This is a genomic window from Sorangium sp. So ce367, assembly GCF_051520455.1.
GTDB lineage: Bacteria > Myxococcota_A > Polyangia > Polyangiales > Polyangiaceae > Sorangium > Sorangium cellulosum_B.
In genome coordinates this window covers 3,865,807-3,887,770 of the sequence record NZ_CP150334.1, presented here as the reverse complement: position 1 = coordinate 3,887,770, position 21,964 = coordinate 3,865,807, and the positions used below count along the sequence as shown (strand labels likewise).

16 protein-coding genes are annotated in these 21,964 nt (G+C 70.8%); 8 read left to right on the top strand and 8 right to left on the bottom strand.

The window, feature by feature from the left end; genetic code table 11:
* Positions 1–208: 208 nt before the first annotated feature.
* Positions 209–835: a hypothetical protein gene (locus WME97_RS14945; RefSeq protein WP_437552575.1), complete on the top strand. Its 627-nt coding sequence runs from the start codon at positions 209–211 to the stop codon at positions 833–835.
* The gene (locus tag WME97_RS14940; RefSeq protein WP_437552574.1) at positions 832–4,380 is read left to right on the top strand and encodes a pYEATS domain-containing protein; all 3,549 of its coding nucleotides are present in this window, start codon (positions 832–834) and stop codon (positions 4,378–4,380) included. The genes WME97_RS14945 and WME97_RS14940 overlap by 4 nt, the downstream gene beginning before the upstream one ends.
* 95 nt (positions 4,381–4,475) lie before the next feature.
* On the opposite strand, the gene WME97_RS14935 is transcribed toward WME97_RS14940, so the two are convergent.
* The gene (locus WME97_RS14935) at positions 4,476–5,438 is read right to left on the bottom strand and encodes a macrolide 2'-phosphotransferase (protein ID WP_437552573.1); all 963 of its coding nucleotides are present in this window, start codon (positions 5,436–5,438) and stop codon (positions 4,476–4,478) included.
* A 623-nt stretch (positions 5,439–6,061) separates the two neighbouring features.
* Between WME97_RS14935 and WME97_RS14930 the strand changes: the two genes are divergently transcribed.
* Positions 6,062–8,077 (top strand): hypothetical protein, encoded by a 2,016-nt coding sequence (locus WME97_RS14930; protein WP_437552572.1) that lies wholly within the window; start codon positions 6,062–6,064, stop codon positions 8,075–8,077.
* A 58-nt stretch (positions 8,078–8,135) separates the two neighbouring features.
* On the opposite strand, the gene WME97_RS14925 is transcribed toward WME97_RS14930, so the two are convergent.
* The 4 genes from WME97_RS14925 to WME97_RS14910 all read right to left on the bottom strand — a co-directional run bounded on the left by WME97_RS14925 (position 8,136) and on the right by WME97_RS14910 (position 13,690).
* Positions 8,136–9,311 (bottom strand): DTW domain-containing protein, encoded by a 1,176-nt coding sequence (locus tag WME97_RS14925; protein WP_437552571.1) that lies wholly within the window; start codon positions 9,309–9,311, stop codon positions 8,136–8,138.
* 291 nt (positions 9,312–9,602) lie between these two features.
* A complete protein-coding gene (gene meaB / locus WME97_RS14920; RefSeq protein ID WP_437552569.1) occupies positions 9,603–10,595 on the bottom strand; it encodes a methylmalonyl Co-A mutase-associated GTPase MeaB in 993 nt (330 codons plus the stop codon).
* A 1-nt stretch (position 10,596) separates the two neighbouring features.
* A complete protein-coding gene (gene scpA / locus WME97_RS14915) occupies positions 10,597–13,245 on the bottom strand; it encodes a methylmalonyl-CoA mutase (RefSeq protein ID WP_437552568.1) in 2,649 nt (882 codons plus the stop codon).
* Complete coding sequence (locus tag WME97_RS14910) at positions 13,238–13,690, bottom strand: VOC family protein (protein WP_437552567.1); 453 nt, start codon at positions 13,688–13,690, stop codon at positions 13,238–13,240. Before WME97_RS14910 ends, scpA begins: the two co-directional genes overlap by 8 nt.
* A 230-nt stretch (positions 13,691–13,920) precedes the next feature.
* On the opposite strand from WME97_RS14910, the gene WME97_RS14905 reads away from it, so the two are divergent.
* Entirely contained in the window at positions 13,921–14,784 is an 864-nt protein-coding gene (locus WME97_RS14905; RefSeq protein WP_437552566.1) for a PAS domain-containing protein, read from the top strand.
* A 19-nt stretch (positions 14,785–14,803) separates the two neighbouring features.
* On the opposite strand, the gene WME97_RS14900 is transcribed toward WME97_RS14905, so the two are convergent.
* Positions 14,804–16,303: a M14 family metallopeptidase gene (locus WME97_RS14900; protein WP_437552565.1), complete on the bottom strand. Its 1,500-nt coding sequence runs from the start codon at positions 16,301–16,303 to the stop codon at positions 14,804–14,806.
* Positions 16,304–16,808: 505 nt separating this feature from the next.
* Here WME97_RS14900 and WME97_RS14895 point away from each other — a divergent pair.
* Positions 16,809–17,129 carry a hypothetical protein gene (locus tag WME97_RS14895; RefSeq protein ID WP_437552564.1) on the top strand — a complete coding sequence of 107 codons (321 nt, stop codon included), beginning with the start codon at positions 16,809–16,811 and terminating at the stop codon, positions 17,127–17,129.
* Between the two features lie 149 nt (positions 17,130–17,278).
* Positions 17,279–18,088, top strand: a complete 810-nt coding sequence (locus tag WME97_RS14890; protein ID WP_437552563.1) for a class I SAM-dependent methyltransferase — start codon at positions 17,279–17,281, stop codon at positions 18,086–18,088.
* 26 nt (positions 18,089–18,114) lie between these two features.
* On the opposite strand, the gene WME97_RS14885 is transcribed toward WME97_RS14890, so the two are convergent.
* The gene (locus WME97_RS14885) at positions 18,115–18,894 is read right to left on the bottom strand and encodes a glycine-rich domain-containing protein (RefSeq protein ID WP_437552562.1); all 780 of its coding nucleotides are present in this window, start codon (positions 18,892–18,894) and stop codon (positions 18,115–18,117) included.
* A 287-nt stretch (positions 18,895–19,181) separates the two neighbouring features.
* Here WME97_RS14885 and WME97_RS14880 point away from each other — a divergent pair, with 287 nt between their 5' ends.
* Complete coding sequence (locus tag WME97_RS14880; protein ID WP_437299750.1) at positions 19,182–19,337, top strand: hypothetical protein; 156 nt, start codon at positions 19,182–19,184, stop codon at positions 19,335–19,337.
* A gap of 156 nt (positions 19,338–19,493) precedes the next feature.
* Here the strand turns inward: WME97_RS14880 and rnk are convergent, their stop codons facing one another.
* Complete coding sequence (rnk, locus tag WME97_RS14875; protein WP_437552561.1) at positions 19,494–19,916, bottom strand: nucleoside diphosphate kinase regulator; 423 nt, start codon at positions 19,914–19,916, stop codon at positions 19,494–19,496.
* Between the two features lie 640 nt (positions 19,917–20,556).
* Here rnk and WME97_RS14870 point away from each other — a divergent pair.
* Positions 20,557–21,921, top strand: coding sequence for a metallophosphoesterase (locus WME97_RS14870; protein WP_437552560.1), 1,365 nt, complete (start codon positions 20,557–20,559; stop codon positions 21,919–21,921).
* The last annotated feature ends 43 nt before the right edge of the window (positions 21,922–21,964 follow it).

The window sequence follows — 21,964 nt, the reverse complement described above, 5'->3', positions numbered from 1 at the left end:
GGCCGCACCCATCGGAAACAGACCTGTAGAGGCGGCGGAATCGCGGGCCGGGCGAGCCGTGGAACCCCACGTTGCGCAGGACACGTCGCGGGACGATGGGCGGCCGTGGGCGCCGATCGCGAGCGTCCTGCGTCAACGCGCGGCGCACGCCGGAGCGGCGTCTCAGCTCGCTCAGCCGCTGCCGCGTCCCTCGCGGGTCGAACGCGCGATGGAGCCAGAGCTGGCGCTCGAGCCGCTCTTCGCCGCCCCCGTGACGCGCAGCCTGCTCGGGGCGGCTCTCGCGGCGCAGCGGCCCGATGGTCCGGTCTGCGTGGAGTTCCTGGTCGAGCGCCTCGCGCGATCCTTGCCGATCGAGCGCGTGCCGCGCGCTCTTCACCGTACGCTGCGCATGGGGGTGCAGGTGCTCGTCGACCGGAGCGACACGATGATGCCGTTTCTCCGCGACGCGGCCGAGCTCGTGGGGCACGTCCAGCGCGTGGTCGGCGCCGAGACGACGAACGTGCTGCGCTTCGCGCAGAACCCGCTCGTCGCCGGCGCTGGGCCCAAGCGGCTATGGCGTCCCTACGCGCCACCAGCGGCGGGGACGCCGGTTCTGGTCCTGAGCGATCTCGGTATCGGCGGCCGGGCGTTGGACGAGGTGGATCCGACGACGGCGTGGCTGGATATCGTCGCGATTGTAGAGCGCGCGGGCTGCCCGCTCGTCGGATTCGTGCCGTACCCGCGGGAGCGGTGGCCCGCCGCGCTCGTCGGGCGGATGGCGCTCCTGACCTGGGATCGCACGACCACGGTCGCGGACGCGGCGCGCGCGGTGCGCGGGGGGCGGAGGCGACCGTGAGCGAGGCCTCCGCCCCGGCGGCGCTCCTCGACGTGCTCGAGCGGCGGAACGCCGCCGCGGTGGCGCTGGCGCGCATGGCGTCGCTCGCGGTGCGCGTGGAGCCGGAGCTGCTGCGCGCGCTGCGGCTCGCGCTCCTCCCCGCAGCCGACGTCTCGGCGGAGGCGGACCTGTGGTCGAGCGAGATCGTGGAGGCCCGCAGCCCATCGGCGATGGTGCTCGACCCCGACGTCGCAGCGCTGTTGCGCCGGTCGCTGGACGGCGACGTCGACCGGATTCGCGAGGTGATCGAGCGCATACACGAGCCTCTGCCCGCCATCTTGCGCCTCGAGGAGGCGCTCGTGTACGCGGCGCTCTCGCCGGATCGCGCGGGTGAGGTCGAAGAAGGCCTGCGGCGCGTGACCGCCACCATGCTCGTGGACGGGTCGCGACGTGAGGATCTCGCGGCGTGGGCCCTGCGGGCGTTGCCGCGCCTGCCGCCGGCCGCGCGCGAGACGAGCGCCTTCTGGTCCTTGCTCTGGGCGGCCGGCGCCGCGCTACCGGGCGGTTGGGTCGACGTGGAGACGGCGCCTGCCGCCGGAGCAATGCAGATCGATCCCGCGGTGTTGGCGCAGCTTCCTCCGGCGTTCATCGCGGTCGAGAGGCGCGGCGACGTGCTGCGGATGCGCGCGGCCGGACAGCCTGCTCAGGGGGCACTCGAGGTGCCGGGGACGCGACCGATCCTGGTGGAGGTGAGATCGGAAGCACCGGCATGCACGGTAGCGCTCCCGCACGAGGGATGGGCGAGGGTCGACGTCGCGGGCAGCGTGGTGATGCTTCATACGGTGGACGGGCGGATCTACGAGCTCCACGCCACCAGGGAGGAGTCGGCGCCTGCACACGAACAGCCGCCGGAAAGCGCACTGGCGCCGGAGGCGTGGTGGGGCGGGTGCGTCCAGATTCGAGCGTCCTCCGATGGGCCGGTGCTGCAGAGCGGTTACGTGATGCGGCGCGAGTTCGTCGTCACCGCGCGGCACGCCGCGCGGGCAGGCCCAGGCTTGGAGGTCGCTGCCAAGCTCGGCGGCGACGAGCGGGTGGCAATATTGCTGCAGATTGACGAGGAAGCGGATGTCGCCATCTTCGAGATCGATCCAGTTGAAGGCCTGAACGGGTATGAAATCGCGGCCCCCCCCGCTCCGCCCGAGCCGTGGTTTACCCTCGGGTTCGCAGAGGATGGGACGCGCGTCGAGGTCGCCGGCACGACGCATTCGGTCGATGGCGACCTCGGCGCGCGCTCGCTCGTGCTGCATGTAGACGCGAGCGATCCCGTGCCCGGAATCTTCGGCGCTCCCGTGTCCGGAATCTTCGGCGCTCCCGTGCTCGTCAACGGGCGCGTGCTCGGCCATGTGCTCGGTGTCACGGCCAATGATGGCCACGGTCGAACCGCGATAACGGTGTGCTCGGCCACCCAGGCTGACGGACTCCTCCAATCCGTCCTCTTCGGCCTCGACGAGGGAGAGCAGCTCGCGCAGCGATACGAGCACCTTCGCGCCTCCATGGCACCGAGCCGGGAGCGCACCGTCGCGCTGACGCAAGTGCAGCACGGCATGAGGCGGCTGGCAGCGAACGTGTTCTTGAGCGTGCGGAGAGCCCGGCGCCTCTTCGCAAGCGACGCCGAGGGACGGCGCCTGCTCGCACTCACCTGTGCAGAGATGCGGCGCGACCCCGCGCTGTTCGAGATCGTGCTGCAAGCGATCATGGAGTGCAAGACCCCGTTCGAGCAGTATGCTGCGCTGCAGGCGTCCATGGCGATGGTCGAGCATCTCGAGATGCCGAGGCTCCATGAACTCCAGAACATTTTAATCCGGGAGCGTGACGAGAGGTGGCGGGGCCCCGATGGTGGAACAGATCGGCTCGCGCTGAGCAAGCTCCTTCTCCGGCAGATCGAACAGAGGCTATCGTCGCTGGGGTCCGATGACGATCGGCGCGTGTTCGATCTATCTCTTCTCCTCGATCCGATTGGGCCGGGGGTGTTCGGCGACGAGGCTGCTGTGCGTGTCGCGGAGCTGCTTGATAACCCTGACGTTCATATCGCAGCACTGGTCGGCGGCCCGCAACTCTGGCGAACGCGCCTCGTGCGCCAGTGGCTCGCGCGAAGGCCGGACGATCGCCGGCCCGTGGTCGGCTGGTCCTTCGCTGCGATGGACGACGACGAGCAGAAGGAGCTTTCACTTCGCTCAACGATGCGGCTCCTCGGCATTGAGCCAGTCTCGCACTCGAGAATCCGACACATCGCCGAAGAGATCGTACGGCGCGATGGCATTCTACTACTCGATGGGCTCGATCACGCGAGCAAGGAAGACAGCGCGGCTCTTCTCGACGTTTTTTATTCAGCGCGCACCGGCCTCTGTGTGACCACTTCGGCATCGGAGCCGCCCGTGCTTCCTCAGCGGATCCTCCATCTCTCCGATCTGCCGCGCGCCCCAAAACTGGCACATTTGCTACACGAGTCGCCTTCATGGGGTATCCGCGGACTGGATAGCTTGCTGACCCACCTCGAAGAATTTGGCACCGACATCGCCCTAGGAGCCGCTGTGGCGATGGCCGAAAGCGCCCTGGTGGGAGTAGCGCCCGATGAGCCATGGGATGTGGCCTACCGGTGCGTCCGCGCCGCCAAGGAATGGCTCGCCTGTCCGACCGAGGCGAAAGCGGCGGATGCCAGGCGCCATGCCGAGCTCGGGAAACGGGCCGGACAGGCGGCGTGGACACTCGTGACAAGCGTAGCGGAGACGACGCTCGACACGCATTGGCGGAGTTTGAGTCACGATGGGACAGACGCGGGGGGCTTCCTTGGCATCGCGGCAAGCGGAGCCATCCAGAATGCCGACGCGGCCCACGCGCAGGTGCGGCGCACGCTCCTCGGCGAGCCCGAGCCCCCGGCGCGCGGGAACAAACTATGGCGGTTCGTCGAGTGGGGGTTCTCCTTCGAGCCGGTCGAGAGCTCGTTGAACCTCGTCGAGATCGAGCGATTCCTGCGGGCGATGACCGGCGATCGGGACCTCGAGGTGCTGGTCGCGCCAGCCCCCGTGACCGTTCGGAGCACCGGACAGACCTTCAAACGGATTGTCGACGCCTACCGCGGTCGCGGCCTGACGACGATCGCTGGCCGCAGCATTCGCTGGCTTGCCGAGATCGCGGAACCAGGGTCCAGCGGGCCGCGCAAGGGTCGCTGGGGCGGGCTCCCGGAGCGTGAGGGGCGGCTGCTATCCGCGACGGTCGAGCCCGATGGGGAGGAATGGTTCGAGGTCATCCTGCAAGTGACCTCGACGGATGCCGAGCGTCCGCTCCGCGGATCTGTGGTGTTTCATCTACACGAAAGCTTCGATCCGGACGAGCGCGCGATCGAGGTATCGGGAGGGACCGCAACGCTCCGGCTCAGCGCATGGGGATCGTTCACCGTCGGCGCAGAGACCGACGGCGGAGCGGTGAAGCTCGAGCTCGACCTCGGCATGCTCGCCGGCGTGCCGCAGGGCTTCGTCGATGGGCCGAGGCGCCGCTCCTCGCGCTAGCAAGACAGCCGCTCCTGCTCCGGAAGAGCGAACCCATCAGACGATTGTACGTGTGTGCGGCCCAGCGCGGCGTGGATCCACGCTTCCAGCCTGGTTCACCCGCTCTCGGCCACGATCCCTGCGAGCAGGTTGCGCGCGTGGGCGATCACGCCCTCGTCGCCGGACTCCACCCCCCACTTCGCCGCGATCGCGGGGAACGCCGCCCAGCGCTCGCCGGCGTGTGCCGCGAGGCCCGGCCACGTCGTGCCGCCGGCCGCCCCGAAGCGCGCGATGCACGCGTCGAGCGCGGGCTTGCCGAAGGCGCCGACGAAGAGCGCGAAGTCGACCGAGGGATCGCCGATGTGGGCCTCGGTCCAGTCCAGGATCCCCGTGAGCCGGCCGCCCTCGTCGAGGAGCATGTGGCCGGGGTGGAGATCGCCGTGCACGAGGGCGAGGTCGCGCGGCCAGATCGCGTCGTTCTCGAGCCAGCGCTGCCATCGGGCCCACAGCGCGTCCGGCGGCGCCAGCGCGGCGCGCGTCTCGTCCATGGCCCGCGCGTGGAGCTGGCGCGCGTCGTCGATGGACTTCACGGGGACGCCCGCCGAACGGGCCGCCGCCGCGTCCACGCGCTGGAGCGCCGCGAGCGCCTCGGCCACCGACGCGATGAACACATCGGACGGCGCCGCCGGATCGACGCGGTTCCAGCGCGGGCCCGCCTCGGCATCGAAGGAGACGGCGGGCACGTCGCCGAGGCGCGGATAGGCGATCACGTGGTCGGTGTGCACGCGCCAGTCGGGCACGGCCACCGGCAAGCGCTGGCGCACGAGGGCCAGCACGCGCGCTTCGACGCGCGCCGACGCGACGACCGCGATGCGGCGCGGCGTGCGCACGACCCACGGAACGCCGTCCTCGTCGTGGGCGTGCACGACGAGGAAGTCGAGCCCGCTCCGGTCGAAGTCGGCGTGGGACGTGACGAGACGGAGCCCCTCGCGGCGCGCCGCATCGAGGAGCGCGCCGACGGAGTCGATGGGCGCGAAGGAGGAAGGAGCCGTCAACGGGGTGTTGGTACGTTCGGTCATGATCGCGAGCCTCTCCGCGCGTCGCCGGGACAGGCGGCGGCGCGCGTGTTTGGGGAAGACTCGCGGCGCGAGCTCACGACCGGCCAGGCACGCGTTTCGTGCTCCTCCCAGGCTTCCGGGCGTGAGGCTCCGCGCCCCGGTCTTCCACGTAGCGGGGGAAGACAGGGCACAGACAGGCACCCGCGCGCTCGCCGCATAGCTCCGGCCGCGCCGGGGCTACAGGGAGGACGAGGATGCCGAGCTCAGCGCAGCCGGGAGAATGCCACGGCCGGAGCATCTCACGCGCCGGCCGGCGCCGCAACGGCGTTCAGGCTTGCTCGACCTGAACCGTCCTACCGAGGGCTCGGTCGCCGCAACGCGGACGCCTGGCGGCGGCGGCGAGCGCGCGGGGCGGCTCGTCGCAAGCGGAGCACGGCGGAGGAAGACTACGTTCTATGGCGCGAAGCCCATGCGCCGAGTGGCGTACGCTGAAGCGCTTCACGCTGCCGTGTCCACATGGCGGCCAACAGGATCGACAGGCCGCCTGCGAATCGCCAGCGACCTTCCGGGTCGTCGCCGCTCGGCGTCTCGCCGCGGTGCACAGCAAGGGGAACAGCATCATGAGATGGATATCGAGAACATTCGTGCAAGAGACGATCGCCATTGCGCTCGCGCTCGCGTTACACGCGTGCGACATGGAGAAGAGCGACGGAGACGCCGCCGGGACGACGGGGGCCATCCACGCGGCGCTCGCGGTCCGCGGCGCGCGACACGACGTCACGGCGATCCACTACAAGGTCGTCGGCGCCGGCAGCACCTGCGGCGACGCGCCCCTCGCGGAGGCGACCAGCGCCCTGGAGCCCGAGGCGCTCCCTGGCAGCGCGCTCCCCGCGAGCTCGGGGACGCACGCGGGGGCCGACGGCGTGTTCCTGCTGCCTCCCGGCAACTACCGCGTTTGCGCGACACCGATGAGCGACGCTGCGCCGTCGAGCGAGTGCGCTCCCACCGAGGGGACGGCGTACGTCGCCGCCGAAGCCACGACCGAGGTCCTGCTCGTGTCCCAGTGCGGCGGGGGCGCGAACGGCGGCCTCGACACGGTGGTCGCGCTGAACGACCCGCCGAGGATCATCGATCTCGACATCGCGCCCAGCAAGTTCATCTCCCGGTGCGAGACGGCCACGATCAGCGTGGGCGCCGAGGATCCCGACGGCGACCCGATCTCCTTTGCCTGGTCGATCATCGCGAGCCCGGCCGGGTCCTCCCCGGCCCTTCAGGCGACCGGCGCCGCCAGCAGCTTCTCGACGGACATGCCGGGCGACTACCAGGTTCAGGTCACGGTCTCCGACGTGTATGCCGCGTCGAGCTCGCTGACCTTTCCCGTCCACGTGTCGGCCGAGGACTGCAGCTGTACGTGCCCCGAGGGCTTCACGCAGCTCCCTGACGGCGACTGCGCGACGAGCTACGACATCGACGACGCGAGCGCCCTCATCAACCAGGACATGGACTGTGATGGGCTCGACTTACACCGGAGAGACGGGTGCAATAGCATGCCCTACGGTTTCCGGTGGACCGATGCCGGCGGCGCGCTCGGCCCCGTGCAGAGGATCGATGTCGAGCTCGAGAACGGCATGACCTGCTACCCGGGCAGTCGGTCGGTGTCGTTCAACGGCACCACGATCGGGGGCTTCGACACCATCGGCACGTGCAGCTGCGACCCGGCCCACGGCCTCATCTCGCTGCCGGATGTGGGGTTTGGCACCTATAACCAGGGCGACTACAACGCCGTCCTGATCCACGGGCCCAGCTGTGAGGGCCTGAGCCGGAGCGACGCGCTCGGCGGCGCGTTCGCGCGCGTCACCGTGACCTACAGCTGCGAAGGCGGCGCGGGTGGACCCACGTGCGCGCCTCCCGACGTCGCCTGCGTCGATCCGAGCGGGGACACCGTCTGTGTGGATCCGAGCTTCCACCGAGCCCACTGCGGGAGCTGCGGCAATGTGTGCAGCGGGCAGTGCGTGGACGGCGTGTGCACCGACGCCAGCGCCGACCGCGTGCTCATCGCGGGGGTGTCCCTCATTCCAGGCTGGAACGACGACGTACGGGCGGAGCTCGCTCGCACCGGCGCGTTCTCGGCGGTCGATGTCTACGACATCGGAGAGGCGACGCCGACCGTGGAAGAGCTTCAAGCCTACGACGCGGTCCTCGTCTATGCGTACGGCTTCCCGCAGGATGGCGGTGCCCTGGGCGAAAATCTGGCCTCGTACTTCGACGGCGGTGGCAGGGTCGTGGTCGCGAACTGGGCCAGCGGCAACACCCTCCTCGGCGGGCGCTGGGAATCCGAAGGCTTTGCACTCCTGGATCCCATCGGGATGCAAACGTTCACGGAGACGGCTCCTCTGGGCATCAACGAGCCCGGGAGCCCTCTGGTCGCCGGCGTGACGTCGCTCAGGGCGGCCAATGCTCCCCTGGGCAGCGGCGGCCCCATCAACGGCGGCGTCGTGGTCGCGACGTGGGGCAGCGGCGTGCCGTTGATCCTACGCGGCTTCAAGGACGGCCGTGCGCGCGTGGAGCTCAATATGCTACCGGTCTCCAGGGCGTCGAGGGACGGCTTCTGGGTCGGTGACGGCGCCGAGATCGTGAGAAACGCGCTGCTGTTCGAGTAGTCACCAGGCTTGGGTGGTCCGACCACGAATCGTGGTGGTAGCGAGTCTCTCGATGTCGTCAGGCGCTTCCCCCGGGCCCCTCCTGGCTGTCTGATGCCGCATCCTCCGCCGCGAGGTCGAGCAGTCGCGCGAGGACGACCTCCAGCCACCCCACCGTGCGCCCGGCGCGCCCGCTGCCGCGCGCCGTCGGCTCCCCGGCCAGGAGCGCCCGCGCCCCGTTGGCGATGCCGCCGGGCCGCCGGCGCAGGTGCCGCGCGCAGAGGTCGCGCAGGTCGAGGGAGGGCGGGCGCTCGAGGCCCTCCTGCGCGAGCAGGTCCAGGATGAAGGATCCCCAGGTGCCCAGCACGCCGCCATCGCCGACGAAGGCGCGGAAGCGGCTCAGGGCCGCGCCGGCGTCCTCGCCGCCCCGCAGGCGGTCCTCGGGCACCTCGAGCTGGTGCGCGACGCTCGGGCCCAGCGGCCGCCGCGGGCGGAGGAACGCCTCGAAGCGCTCGCCCGACGCGCGGCAGGCCACGAGGTGCACGAGCTCGGACGTCGGCTCGGCCGCGCCGGCGCCCGCCGGCCACCCGGAGCTGGCCCCGCCGTCGACGAGCACCACCCTCGCCGGTTCGACGCGGTAGGGGCGCAGCGGCGCGAGCGGCGAGGCCGCCTGCGCGCGCCGCCGCCGCGGGGCCTTGCTCCTCGCCTGGTGCTCGATCTGCCGGTCGACCATGAACGTGAAGGCCCGCAGCATCTCGTCGAAGCGCGAGGGCTCGCCCTCGAGCGCGGCCAGCGCGCTGGCCACCGCCTCGACCGTGGCGAGGCACTCGGGCCGGGGCTCCTTGCGGATGCGGTAGTTGCCCGGCGCGCGGGGCGTCACGCCGATGCGCCGCACCGAGGCCAGGCGCGGGTTCAGCGCGAGCATCTTCCTCGCCTGCCACCACGTGCCGTCGACCACGATGAGCGAGCGCACCGGCGCCCCGCCTGCCGCGGGCGCGTCGCCCCCGGGGAAGAGCACGGCCGTGGTCGGATCGCTCGCGAGGGCGGCGATCCGGGCGTCGTCCTCGAAGACCACCCCCTCGTGCAGCTCGGAGTTGGGCAGCGCCAGGTGGGCCATGCGCGCCGTGCCGATGCCAACCTTCCGCTCGCGGGGGTGCTGGAGGAGCACGACCCGGGTCCTCGTCGGCAAGGAGGGCAGGAGCGCGCAATAGCAGACCGGACGGGGGCGCCGGCAGCGCCAGCAGACGTCGCGCATGGGAGGGGTACCCTATAGGCTGCGCTGGCCTCGAGGTCCATGATCTGCGGCTCCCAGCGCTCGTGTCGCGGCGAGCCGTGGTGGGAAGAGGAGAAAAAACGCAAAGGCGCAAAGGCGCAAAGGCGCAAAGGCGCAAAGGCGTAAAGGCGCAAAGGCGCAAAGGCGCAAGGAAGAGGGATAGAGCTCATCCCTGCTCTTTGCATCATTTCATTTTTGCGTTTTTGCGTCTTTGCGTCTTTGCGTCTTTGCGTTTCTTCTCCCTCTCGAGATCTCGCAGCGTTCTCCCCACCGTCACCCCTTCCCGGCCGGATCCCACGCCTCCAGCAGCTGCCGCGCGGCGCGCAGCGGGCTGAGCGACCCCGCCTCGACGAGCGCCTCCACGCCAGACAGGCGCTCACGCACGGCAGCGCTGCGCAGGAACGCCTCCCGCAGGTGCCCCTCGATGAGCTCGAACAGCCAGCGGCGCGCCTGCCCCGCGCGGCGGCGCAGGAGCCAGCCGCTGGCCTGCATGTGCGCGCGGTGGCGCAGCACGCTCTCCCACGCTTCGCGGACGCCGCGGCCCTCCTGGGCCGAGCAGACGGAGGCGACGGGCGCCCAGCCGTGAGGCGCCGGCGGGAACAGGTGCAAAGCGCTCTCGTAATCGCGGCGCGCTCGCGCGGCCCTGTCGACGTTCCCGCCGTCGGCCTTGTTGATGATCACGAGATCGACGAGCTCCATGATGCCCCGCTTCACGCCTTGCAGCTCGTCGCCGGCCCCAGGCAGCATGAGGAGCAGGAAGCAATCCGTCATGTCGGCGACCGCGACCTCGGATTGCCCGACACCGACCGTCTCGACAAGGATGTTGCGGTATCCGGCCGCCTCGCAGAGCAGGATGGCCTGGCGCGTGGCCCGCGCCACGCCGCCGAGCGAGCCGCCCGACGGCGAGGGGCGGATGAAGGCCCGCGGGTCGCTCGCCAGCCGTGGCATCCGCGTCTTGTCGCCGAGGATGCTCCCGCCATGGACAGGGCTGCTCGGGTCGACAGCGAGCACGGCCACCGTCTCCTCGCGATCGCGCACGAGGTGAACGCCGAGCGCGTCGACGAACGTGCTCTTGCCGACCCCGGGCACGCCGGTGATGCCGAGGCGCGTGGCGCCACCGGCGTGAGGCAGGCAGCGCTCCAGAACCTCCTCGGCGAGCTCCTTATGGCGGGGGAGCGAGCTCTCGGCCAGCGTGATCGCGCGCGCGAGCGCCGCCCGGTCGCCCGCGAGGAGACCGTCGACGAGCTCCCTCGGACTCGCCTTCAACCTAGCGCGCCTCCTGCGACGAGAGGCTCCCAAGGAGCGTCCTGACGATGCGCGCCGCGGCCTCGGGGATGACCGTCCCGGGCCCGAAGATCCCCGCGACGCCGCGCTCCTCCAGATACCGGTAGTCCTGCGGCGGGATCACGCCGCCCGCCACCACGAGGATGTCCCCGCGGCCGGCCTGCCCGAGCGCTTCGATGAGCTGCGGCACCAGCGTCTTGTGGCCGCCGGCGAGCGAGGAGACCCCGACCACGTGCACGTCGTTCTCGACGGCGTGGCGCGCCACCTCGTCCGGGGTCTGGAAGAGCGGGCCGATATCGACGTCGAACCCGAGATCCGCAAAGGCGGTGGCGATGACCTTCATCCCCCGGTCGTGCCCGTCTTGACCCATCTTGGCGACCAGGATGCGCGGGCGCCGGCCCTCGAGGGCCGCGAACTCGCCGACGAGCGCCTCCACCTCGCGGCCAGCGCCCGCATCGCGGATCTCCGCGCCGTACACGCCGCTCACCGTGCGCACCGGGGCCTCGTAGCGGCCGAAGACGCGCTCGAGCGCGCCGGAGATCTCGCCGAGCGTCGCGCGGCGGCGCGCCGCGTCGACGGCGAGCGCCAGCAGGTTCCCCTCGCCCGTCTCGGCAGCGCGGGTGAGCGCGGCGAGCGACTCGACAACAGCAGCCTCCGCGCGGGCAGCCTTCACCTCGCGCAGCCGCGCGAGCTGCTTCTCGCGAACCGCGGTGTTGTCCACCTCGCGGAGCGCGATCGGCGCCTCTCTCTCCAGCCTGTACGCGTTGACCCCGACGATGATGTCGCGGCCCGCGTCGATCCGGGCCTGCTTGCGGGCCGCGGCCTCCTCGATGCGCAGCTTGGGCAGGCCGTTCTCGATGGCCTTGACCATGCCGCCCAGGGACTCCACCTCCTGGATGAACTGCCACGCTCGCCGCGCGAGCCGGTCTGTCAGGCGCTCGACGTGGTAGGAGCCGCCCCACGGGTCGATGACCCGGCAGATATCGGTCTCCCGCTGCAAGAAGAGCTGGGTGTCGCGCGCGATCTTCGCCGAGAAGTCGGAGGGGAGCGCCAGCGCCTCGTCCAGGGCGTTCGTGTGCAGCGACTGCGTGCCGCCGAGCACGGCCGCGAGCGCCTCGATGGCCGTGCGCGTGACGTTGTTGAACGGGTCCTGCTCGGTGAGGCTCCAGCCCGACGTCTGGCAGTGGGTCCGCAGCGCCATCGTCTTCGGGTTCTTCGGGTGGAACCCCTTCACGATCTTCGCCCACAGGAGCCGCGCGGCCCGCAGCTTGGCGATCTCGGTGAAATGGTCCATGCCGATGCCGAAGAAGAACGAGAACCGCCCGGCGAAATCGTCGATATCCATGCCCGACGCGATCCCGGTGCGCAGGTACTCGAGGCCGTCGGCGAGCGTGTACGCGAGCTCCAGCTCGGCGGTCGCGCCGGCCTCCTGCATGTGATAGCCGCTGATGCTGATCGAGTTGAACCTGGGCATCTTCTCGGCGGTGTAACGGAAGATGTCGGCGACGATCTTCATCGACGGCGCCGGAGGGTAGATATAGGTGTTCCGGACCATGAACTCCTTGAGGATGTCGTTCTGGATGGTCCCGGAGAGCAGCTCGGGGCGCACGCCCTGCTCCTCGGCGGCGACGATGTAGAACGCCATGATGGGGAGCACGGCGCCGTTCATGGTCATCGACACGCTCATCGCATCGAGCGGTATCTGGTCGAAGAGGATCTTCATGTCCTCGACGGTGTCGATGGCCACGCCGGCCTTCCCCACGTCGCCGACCACGCGCGGGTGATCCGAGTCGTAGCCGCGGTGGGTCGCGAGGTCGAAGGCCACCGAGAGCCCGGTCTGCCCGGCGGCCAGGTTGCGGCGGTAGAACGCGTTCGACTCCTCGGCCGTGGAGTACCCGGCGTACTGGCGGACGGTCCACGGGCGGACCACATACATGCTTGTATACGGCCCGCGCAGGAACGGCGGCGCGCCGGCGGAGAAGCCAAGGTGCTCGAGCGACGCGACGTCCGACGGGGCCGCGCCCGGCTCCGGGATCTCCCTTGTGTCGCCGAGCTGCCGCATCGCCGCGCGCGCGAGGCTCCGCGCGAGCTGCTCGATGGTCCAGGCGCCGGCCGCAGGGCTGTCGCGCGGGTCGAAGCGAGCCTCCTCGCGGAGGATGACCCGGGCGTTGCCGAGCAGGCGCTCGGGCGGCGTGACGACGATGTCGTCCGCGCCGCCCGCGATGGCCGCCATCATCCCGACGATGCCGCGGAGGAGGTTCTTGTGCTCCTCGTCGCCAGGGACCGCGGCCGACGGGATGACGGCGGTGATCGTGGCGCCCGGCCGCAGGCGCTCGGCGAGGAGGCGCGCGGCGCAGAGGCGGGCGATCTCCAGGAAATAGCTGCATCCCATCGTGAAGCGCAGCTCCGGCGCGCCGCTCCGGAGCTCGGCGACAAGCGACGCCACGAGCGGGCCGCCCGTGGCCGGCGGGAGCGGGGGGCTGTCCGGCGCGAAGATCGGCGGCACGAGCAGCCCCTCGGCGCTCGCCCAGGAGAGGTCGTCCGCGGTCTTGCCCTTGAGATCCCGGTGGAGCGCCTGCTTCCACGTCGCGAGCGCGACCGGCGCGAAATCGCCGAAGAGCCTGTCATCCATGGGACTGCACGACCTCGATGAGGTGACCGAACGGCGCGTCCTCGCGCGATCGGGGGTGCACGAAGAAGATCGTCGTGCCCCGGGAGCCCGGCCGCGGCGCCGCGTCGATGATGCGGAAGCCGCGCGCCTTGAGATCGTCGAAGGCGGCCTGGACGTCGCTGACCCGGTAGGCGACGTGGGCGAAGCCCCCGCGACCGCCGTTCTTCTCGATGAGCTTCTGGACCGGAGACTCGGGGGAGAGCGGCTCGAGGAGCTGGACGTGGTTGTCGCTGTCGCCGATGCGGAGCATCACCTCGCGGACCTGATCCGTGCCCCGCACCTCCTCCCGGTGCACCTCGCGGAAGCCGAGCATCTCGTACGCCTTCACCTGCGCGTCGAGCTGCCCGGCGGGCACCGCCATGGCGATGTGGTCGATGAACAGAAACCCGGGAATCTGGTCCTTCATGGGCTCTCGCTGGGTCGGGAGGCCGGTCGGGGCTGCAGGGGCCGGCGGTGTCGAGGGGGGCGCCATGCGCGCAGCTTGCGCCGCGGAGCGGGGCGGCGGCAAGAGCCGCGCCGCGCGACGCCGCGGACGCGCGACACAGGCTGCGGGCGTGGGCCGGCGTTGTTATAGACTCGCGACGACGCGCGAGAGCGCCAGCGCGCCCGGGGCAACACAGGGGGGGAGCGTGCGACATGCAGGGACGGGATCACGACGAGCTCGTCGCGGAACTCGAGCGGCTGCGCCTGCGCGTGAGCGAGCTCGAGAAGGACAGGATCCGTCGCGACGCGGGGGTGGAGCGGCTCGAAGACTACGTGCGACTCCTGACGAGCTACATGCCGGCGGCGGTCGCGCTGTTCGACCGCGACATGCGTTACCTGCTGACGAGCAGGCGCTGGCTCGATGACTATGGCCTCTCGCCGCGCGAGATCATCGGCCTCTCGCACTACGAGGTCTTCCCCGAGATCCCGCAGCGCTGGAAGGACATCCATGCGCGCTGCCTCGCAGGCGCGAGCGAGCGCCACGAGGAGGACCCGTTCCAGCGGGCCGACGGGCGCATCGAGTGGGTGCGCTGGCAGGTCTTCCCGTGGCACGACGAGCGCGGCGAGATCGGTGGCATCATGATGTTCACCGAGGTCATCACGAGGCAGAAGGAGCTCCAGGAGCGGCTGCGCGCGCAGTCTGCCGCCCTTCGCGAGCTGTCGACGCCGATCATCCCGATCTGCGACGAGGTGCTGGTCCTGCCGCTCATCGGCACGCTGGACGAGCGCCGCTCGCACCAGCTGGCGGAGGCGCTCCTCCACAAGATCTCCGACAAGGGAGCGCAGGTATGCATCGTCGACCTGACGGGTGTCTCCGCCTTCGACACGCCGGCAGCGAGCGCGCTCGCGCGGATCGCGCAGGCGGTGCGGCTGCTCGGCGTCGAGGTGGTGTTGACGGGCATCCGGCCCGAGGTCGCTCAGGCGCTGGTCGGCCTGGAGGTGGAGCTCAGCGGCATCGTCACGCGCCGCGACCTCTCGCACGGGATCGCGTTCGCGATGGCGACCAGGAAGCCCTGACCGCCCGGCCCCTCCGGGCTCACCGGACCCGCCACGCCGGGTGCTCGTCCCCGAGGGCGGGCGCCTCCACAAGGCCGTTCTCGACCGCCCCGTCGTCGCTCTCCGGCTCGCACAGGTACACGGCGATCGCGCCGAGCGGCTGCTCGGTGTCGACCTGGAACCAGCCCTCGGGGGCCCGCCGGGCCTCCTCTCGCCACCGCACGGACACCTCGCCGACCCGGGCCGCCTCCAGGATCGCCCGTCCGCCCTCGGCGCCGAGCGACGCCACCCGGGCGACCTCGACGTCGTGGACGCCCCCGGCCGGCTCGACGCGGAGCCCGTGCCGGCGCAGGGCCTCGGCGATCGCCGGCGGCACGAGGTAGGCCCGCGGCCGATCCACCACCGTGGTCCCGACGAACCGCGCGTGGTGCGGGATCCGCAGGGTGACCGGCTCGCCGTCGAACGCCCGCGGGCTGCGCGTCAGGATGTCGATCGGGGTCCCGGTCGGCTCGAGGCGGTACCGGACCGCGACGCGTTCCGGCGGCCGGGCGCTCGCGGCCACGACCTCGTGGACCGCGTCGGCGTGGGCGGCGACCCAGGAGAGGGCCTCGATCTGCCACGCCGAGGCGGTCTGGACGCGCTCCTCGAACGGGAGGTAGCTGTAGCACTCGAGAAGCAGGTCGAGCCGCCCCGTGAGCCCGCGGTAGTTCGAGCCGAACCGCGGATGGTGCGGGTAGGTCATCCAGCCGAGGCCGACGGGCGCCGCCGGATCGACCTCGCCGTCGGCGTCGAGCACCCGCTCGTCCTCGACGAAGTTGCCGTACCAGCCGCTCTCGAAGCCGCGCCGCCGGACGGCGGCGATCACGTCGGGGACCAGGCGGTCACGCACCATCGCGATCGGCTCGGGGCGGCCGGACTCGATGGTGTGCGGCACGTCGACCGTCATGTGGAACCGGTGCACCGACCCGTTGGTCGCGTGGTTGTCGATCGTGAGATCGGGCGCCCAGGGGATGCACACGCGCTGCTGGAGCAGGCGCATCTCGGGCGCGGCCTGGCGGAGGTAGTCGCGGTTCAGGTTGATGCCCTGGCTCTGGGTGCGGGTGCCGACGACGGGACCTGGCTGGCCGGTGAGCTTCCTGAGGTCGAGGCGGCGGTTCCGCGGATCGAGCGCGTCGTTGCCATCCGCGTTGAACAGCGGAACGACGAGGAGCACGAGCGCGTCGAGCCAGTCGGGGTGGCGGCCGTCGAGCAGATCGCGGACGAGCGCGAGGCTGGCCTCCTTGCCCTCCACCTCGCCGGGGTGGATGCCGTCGAGCATCAGCACCACGGGGCGCCCGGCGCGACGGGCCTCGTCCGGGGATCGCACGCCGTCCCTGGACAGCACGAGCAGCGGCAGCTCCCGCCCGCCCGGGCTGGTCCCGAAGGTGGTCACGTGCAGGCGCGGATCGTTGCGGCCTTCGAGCGCGCGGACGAACCGCATGACGTCGGCGTGCAGGGAGGTCTCCCGGAATCCGGTGGCTTCGGCGCGGGTGAGCAGCATGGGCCCGATCTCTACCCCGCCGCGCGCAGGAGGGGGCCGTGATCGGCGACGACGGCGCCACGACGGCGCGCCCCGCCGGAAGAGCCCGCTCGTGGGTGGGGTCGTGTGGTGGGTGTGGTGGACGAAGCGTCGGAGTCCTCGTGCAGGCTGGTCAAATCGACAGGACAGGATGCGACCCGAAAGCGTGGAAGGCTCGGCAGGCGCGTCAGACACGCATGTCTTCCCGTCGCCACGGTGGCCGGCGCGCGCGGTCGGCGCTCGGTGCGCAACGCGGCTCATGCGGCGACGCGGCGACGCAAGACGCTAAAAGAACGGATTGTCATTTTGGCAGGATGAGCCATTGTACAGGTGGCGGACGTGTCAGCTTTGGCAGAGCGGCGCAAGAAGCCCCTCGATCCATGCGCAGGTTCCAGCGGATGGCTGCTGGCACGACCCTCGCATTGGCAGGAGATGTCCCACAGACGCTGGCAGCGAGCGGGCGCTCGCGAACGAGGCAGGTAGCACCATGTTGAAGATCCTCCGGAAGTTGAATGAAGGGAGCCTCCTCCAGCGCACAATGATGCATATCGCGGTGCTCGTCGCCGGTTCTGCGAGCGTCGTCGCGTTGACCAGCGTGCTGCTCGTGTCGACCGCGAGGACCGTGCTGCCGCGCCACGATGCGACCGAGGCCGACGCCGACAAGGCGGATGAGGAGCAGGGCGCGGACTCGGATGCTGATCCGGGCTCGTCGGAGGCGGCGGCGAGCCCCACCGGCCCGAGAGGCGCGCCGAAGGCGCTGGCGCAGGCGCGCATGGCGAACCGGCGCGAGAGCGCGGTGGCGCGGTGATCACCGCATCACCGCATCACGGCATCTCCCTCGCGCGAACGCGCGGTTGTCGTTGCCTCGCCGCGAGGGCGTGAGCGCCGGCCAAGGGAACGCCGCGCCGAGGCCCTTCGCTGGATCTGCTCGGCGCGCCCGTGATAGCACCGTCGCCGATGACCCAGCCCCCGAGCCCCCTCGCCACCCCTGTCGCGTGGAACATGGTCGCCGACGACTACGCGGCCGATATCGTCCCTCACTTCGAGAAGTATGCCGCAGACGCGCTCCGGCTCGCCGGCGTCGGGCCGGGCGCCCGCGTGATCGACGTGGCCGCCGGGCCAGGCACCCTGTCCCTCCTCGCCGCCGGGGAGGCGCGCGTGACCGCGATCGATTTCGCGCCCGCGATGGTCGAGCAGCTGCGCGAGCGCGCCGCGCGCGCGGGGATCGCGGTGGACGCCCGCGTCGGCGACGGCATGGCGCTGCCCTTCGAGGACGGCGCGTTCGATGCGGCCTTCTCGATGTTCGGGCTGATGTTCTTCCCCGACCGCGACCGCGGCTTCCGCGAGCTCCTCCGGGTGCTTCGTCCCGGCGGCCGCGCCGTCGTCGGGAGCTGGGCGCCGATGGACAGGACGCCCATCCTGGCCGAGCTCTTCTCGGGGATCGGCGCCGAGCTGCCCGGGCTGCCCTTCGGCGAGGGCAAGGCGCCGCTCGGAGACCCAGGCGAGTTCCGCGCCGAGATGGAAGCTGCCGGGTTCCGAGACGTCTCGGTGCGCGAGGTGGAGCACTCCCGCGAGTCGCCCTCGACCGAGGAGTTCTGGCGCTCGGTTTGCCGGACGAACGCGCCGCTGGTGCTCCTGCGCGACAAGCTGGGCGAGGAGCGCTGGGAAGCGTTCGGTAAGGCGATCCTCGGCAGGCTGCAGGCGCGGTTCGGCGACGGTCCTCAGCAGCTCTCGATGACCGCCCTCCTGGGCGTGGGCACGCGGTAGCGACGGTCGCAGCGCGGCCGCACCGGCTACGGAGCGACGCGGAGCGTCCGCGACGCCACGAGCGCCCGGCAGAGGGCGATCCGGTCGTCCAGGTCCAGCCCGGGCAGCTCGCGCACGTAGAAGATGCCGTGCCGGGCGATGAAGCGCAGCGCGGGCTCGCCCCAGGCGTCGACGCGGACGAGCACCGCGTCGCCGTCGACGAGCTCCGCCTTGCCGTCGCTCAGCCGGACCGACACCTCGCGATCGCGGACCACGCGGCGAGGGCCGCAGACGGAAGCAGCGTCGCTCCATAGCTCGGGCGGCGGCTCGCCGTACAGGGCGCTGTACGCGGCCGCGAACTCGTCCCACGTCGCCTCGCGGCAGGCGTGCGTGATGGGCGCGTTGCTCGGCGCGTGGTGCAGGAAGCGCCCGAAGAAGCGCTGGCAGAAGTCGGCATATTCGATCGTGAAGAGGACGAACTGGTGCCAGGCCTCGTCGACGCGCAGCGAGAACATCGGGTAAGCGCGGGAGCGGTCGGAGTCGACGAGCCAGAGATAACGCACGAGCTCCCGGAACAGCGACTCTGCCTCGCGCTCGGTGGCCACGGTCTTGTTGAGGACGAGCTGGTGCCAGACCTCGTCGATTTTCCGGGAGAACATGGGGACTTGCCGGGTCCGGTTCGCCTCGCAGAGGAAGAGGTATTTCTTCACCTCGTCGAGGAGCCGCGCCGCCTCCTCGCAGGAAGGGACCACCCGGTCCTTGACGAGCTTCTCTTCGAGCCACGGCGCACGGAAGGAGAGCAGTTCGGGGATGATTGACGTGTCCATCACCGCCCGTGCGTTGCGAACCTCGTGCCGAGCGGCGCTCACCCGCTCAGGCGACGGGCTCGGATCGGCGTTTTCGGTGCTCGGCGCACCGGAAGCTGGTTGGAAGGGAAGGGCGATGCCAGACGGATTTCCCCAATTGGGAAAGGGGTTGCTCAAGCGCGGCCGATACCGCGCCAAAGCGGCCGATACCGCGCTCAAAACGGCGTGGCACGGCGACTGCAATAGCCCTCCTCGCGGGACGTCGAGTCCCCGAGTGAAATAACCAACCTATCTACGGAGCAATCGCCATGAACGAGCAGATCAAGGTCGAGGTCGAGGTCGAGTCGAAGCAGGAGACCGTCGAGGAGCGCCCTGCGCGCCTGACGGTGGAGGTCCCCACGGAGCTCCAGGCGGGCCTTGCCTCGCCGGTTTGCACCTGTCCGCCCGGCTGCTGCGGCTGCTGAGCCGCCGTCAAGGCGCGGGGGACCGCGGCCCGCGGCGACCGGCACCTCGAACCTGACGACACGACCGCGGAGGCCCGCGCTGCGATGAGCAGCGTCGGGCCTTTCGCGTTCAAGACGCACGATGCGCCGGCGAGGCCGGCCGTTCGCGCCGAAGGCTCACAGATCGAAGCGACCCGACGCCTCCGGCTGATAGACGATGCGCTCGATCCGGAGCCGCCGGGTGCGGCTCGGCGTGGGCCACTCCACCTCGTCGGCCTCTCGACAGCCGAGCAGCGCGAGCCCCATCGGCGCGAGCACCGAGATGCGGCCGCTCTTCACGTCGGCGATCCCGGGAAACACGACGGTCATGCAGAGCCGCTCCTCCGTGTCGAGATCGAAGAGCTCGACCCTGGAGTTCATGGTGACCACGTTCGGCGGGATATCCGCCGGCTTCACGACGTCGGCGCGCTCGATCTCGATCTCGAGCGCCTCCAGGTTCGGGGAGTCTCCCCCGGGCCGCGCGCGCAGCGCCTCGAGCAGCCGCGCGAGGCGATCGCGATCAAATTCGGTGAGGACGATGGGGTTCGTGTGAGGTGCCATGAGCTGGGATCTCCTTGTGTCGTCAGTGCGATCCGGGCCTGGCCGAAGGTCCGCGCCGGCGCGCTGGACGGCGTGAGTGCTCGCCCAGGTCGCCCGCTCAGGCGCCCTCGACGCCAGGCCCGCTTCCTTCCGGGAGCGGCCAGCGAAAGACGCCGGAAGGCCGCTCCCCTACGAGCGTGCGGGCGACCTCCGGCAGAGGAGCCGGGATCGCAGGGGAATGAGCGCGCTACGCGCGCCGCGGCAAGGCCACGAACGCGACGCGACGGGGTGCAGGCAGGCGCTCATCCCATGGGCATGGTAACACGGCGGTCCCCCCCAGGGCCATGACAAGGGGAGGCGCGCCCGGGAAGCGGTCCTCATTTGCCGTTGTCGTCCCCCCGGCCTTGCATCACCCCCAGGCGGGCTCGGCCATTGACCGGGCTGGTGCGGAAGGAGCGTCACGACGCGCGAGGATCGCGCCTTCGTCCACGCGCCACACGGAGCACCAGGAACGTTCCGTTGTCGCATCACGGACGCGTCACGCTCGCCTTCGACGCGTCGGTCACCACCACGCCGCCTTCAATAGCCAGGCCCACTTTGTGCTTCGTAGGTGTCTTCCAGGGAGCCGCCCAGGCGCTCGGCGACCCACAAGGAATGCACGATGCGAGCCCTGATCATCAGCGATCTGCACCTCGGCAACGGCGGTGACTACGACGTCTTCGCAGGAGAGCAAGAGCTCCCCGCGCTGCTCGACCGGTTCGCTTCGCCGCCAACCCGGGTTGTCGTGAACGGCGACGGGCTCGATTTCCTCATGAACGAGGACGAGCTCGCGCTCGACGTGCCCCGCGCCGTCGCGCAGGCCAGGTCCTGCGCCGAGAGCCGCGCCACGAAGGCCGTGTTCACCGCGTTCGGCCGCATCCTTGCAGCCGGGGGCGAGGTCTTGATCCGCCTCGGTAACCACGACGTCGAGCTCGCGCTCCCCGAGGTGCAGGAGGTCTTTCGCTCGGCCCTCGCCCAGCCGAGCGCGGTCGCCGCGCGCCTCAGGTTCCAGCTCGGGGAGGCCCCGGACATCCTCGACGTGGGCGGGGCCCGGATCCTCCTGACCCACGGCGAGCACAACGACCCCTGGAACATCGTTCATTATCCAGGGCTCTCGACCGCAGGCGCCGGCGAGCGGCCCTCGTTCGCCTATGCGCCCGGCTCGATCCTGGTCAAGCGGTACCTGAACCCGCTCACCCGCGAGTTCGGCCTCCGCTTCGTCAGCCTGCTCAAGCCGGATTTCCAGGGCGGCGCGCTCACGGCGCTCGCCGTCGCTCCCGTCGCGATGAAGCTGCTCTTCCAGTGCTCCTCGGCGGACCTCCTCTGGCAGCTCTTCAGGAAGATGAGCGGGCCCGCCGCGTTCCCCGCCGAGGAGGAGGAGAACTTCGGCCTCGCGGACCGGGTGGTGGAGGCAGGCCTCACCTCGGAAGAGCAGGATGCCGTGGAGGCCCTGCTCGGCGACGGGGCGGTCGCCTTCCACGACGAGGAGGACGACGGCGTGCTCGGGCGTGCGCGGCTCAAGCTGGGCCGTGCCGGGCTCAAGCTCTATGCGAAGCTCCAGCGGAAGCTCACGGGCACGGCGGGAGACACGTACTTCGAGCTCGAGCCCGACGAGCCAGAGTGGAACGAGGCCAAGCGGCTCGCCGCCAAGTTCGGGGCGAGCGCGGTGATCCTCGGCCACACCCACGCGGCGCGGTGGAAGCACAAGGAGGGGCTCCTCTTCGCCAACACCGGCACCTGGATCTGGCTGATGCAGCTCCCGCCGTTCGACGCGGGCGACGACGTGTGGGCGGAGTTCCTCGCCGAGGTGAAGCAGAACCCCCGCCTCTCCCCTGAGCGCCAGAAGCTCGCCAGGCTCGTCCGCCGGTTCACCGCGGTGTGCATCGATGAGACGCCGGGCGGCGGCGCGGTCGTCGCGCTCCTCGAGTGGGATCGGGCGTGGGGGATTCGTACGCTGGGGGAGGCCCGTGTGCCGGCGACCTCCTGAGCCATGGCCGGACCGTTCGTTGCTTTGAAACCACCTGACCGGC

Coding starts and splice junctions, on each gene's coding strand:
- WME97_RS14925 (WP_437552571.1), bottom strand. CDS start 9,311: ATGCGCGACGTCTGCTGGCGCTGCCGGCGCCCCCGTCCGGTCTGCTAT.
- WME97_RS14870 (WP_437552560.1), top strand. CDS start 20,557: ATGCGAGCCCTGATCATCAGCGATCTGCACCTCGGCAACGGCGGTGAC.
- WME97_RS14905 (WP_437552566.1), top strand. CDS start 13,921: ATGCAGGGACGGGATCACGACGAGCTCGTCGCGGAACTCGAGCGGCTG.
- WME97_RS14890 (WP_437552563.1), top strand. CDS start 17,279: ATGACCCAGCCCCCGAGCCCCCTCGCCACCCCTGTCGCGTGGAACATG.
- WME97_RS14895 (WP_437552564.1), top strand. CDS start 16,809: ATGTTGAAGATCCTCCGGAAGTTGAATGAAGGGAGCCTCCTCCAGCGC.
- rnk (WP_437552561.1), bottom strand. CDS start 19,916: ATGGCACCTCACACGAACCCCATCGTCCTCACCGAATTTGATCGCGAT.
- WME97_RS14945 (WP_437552575.1), top strand. CDS start 209: ATGGAGCCAGAGCTGGCGCTCGAGCCGCTCTTCGCCGCCCCCGTGACG.
- WME97_RS14910 (WP_437552567.1), bottom strand. CDS start 13,690: ATGAAGGACCAGATTCCCGGGTTTCTGTTCATCGACCACATCGCCATG.
- WME97_RS14935 (WP_437552573.1), bottom strand. CDS start 5,438: ATGACCGAACGTACCAACACCCCGTTGACGGCTCCTTCCTCCTTCGCG.
- WME97_RS14885 (WP_437552562.1), bottom strand. CDS start 18,894: ATGGACACGTCAATCATCCCCGAACTGCTCTCCTTCCGTGCGCCGTGG.
- scpA (WP_437552568.1), bottom strand. CDS start 13,245: ATGGATGACAGGCTCTTCGGCGATTTCGCGCCGGTCGCGCTCGCGACG.
- WME97_RS14900 (WP_437552565.1), bottom strand. CDS start 16,303: ATGCTGCTCACCCGCGCCGAAGCCACCGGATTCCGGGAGACCTCCCTG.
- WME97_RS14880 (WP_437299750.1), top strand. CDS start 19,182: ATGAACGAGCAGATCAAGGTCGAGGTCGAGGTCGAGTCGAAGCAGGAG.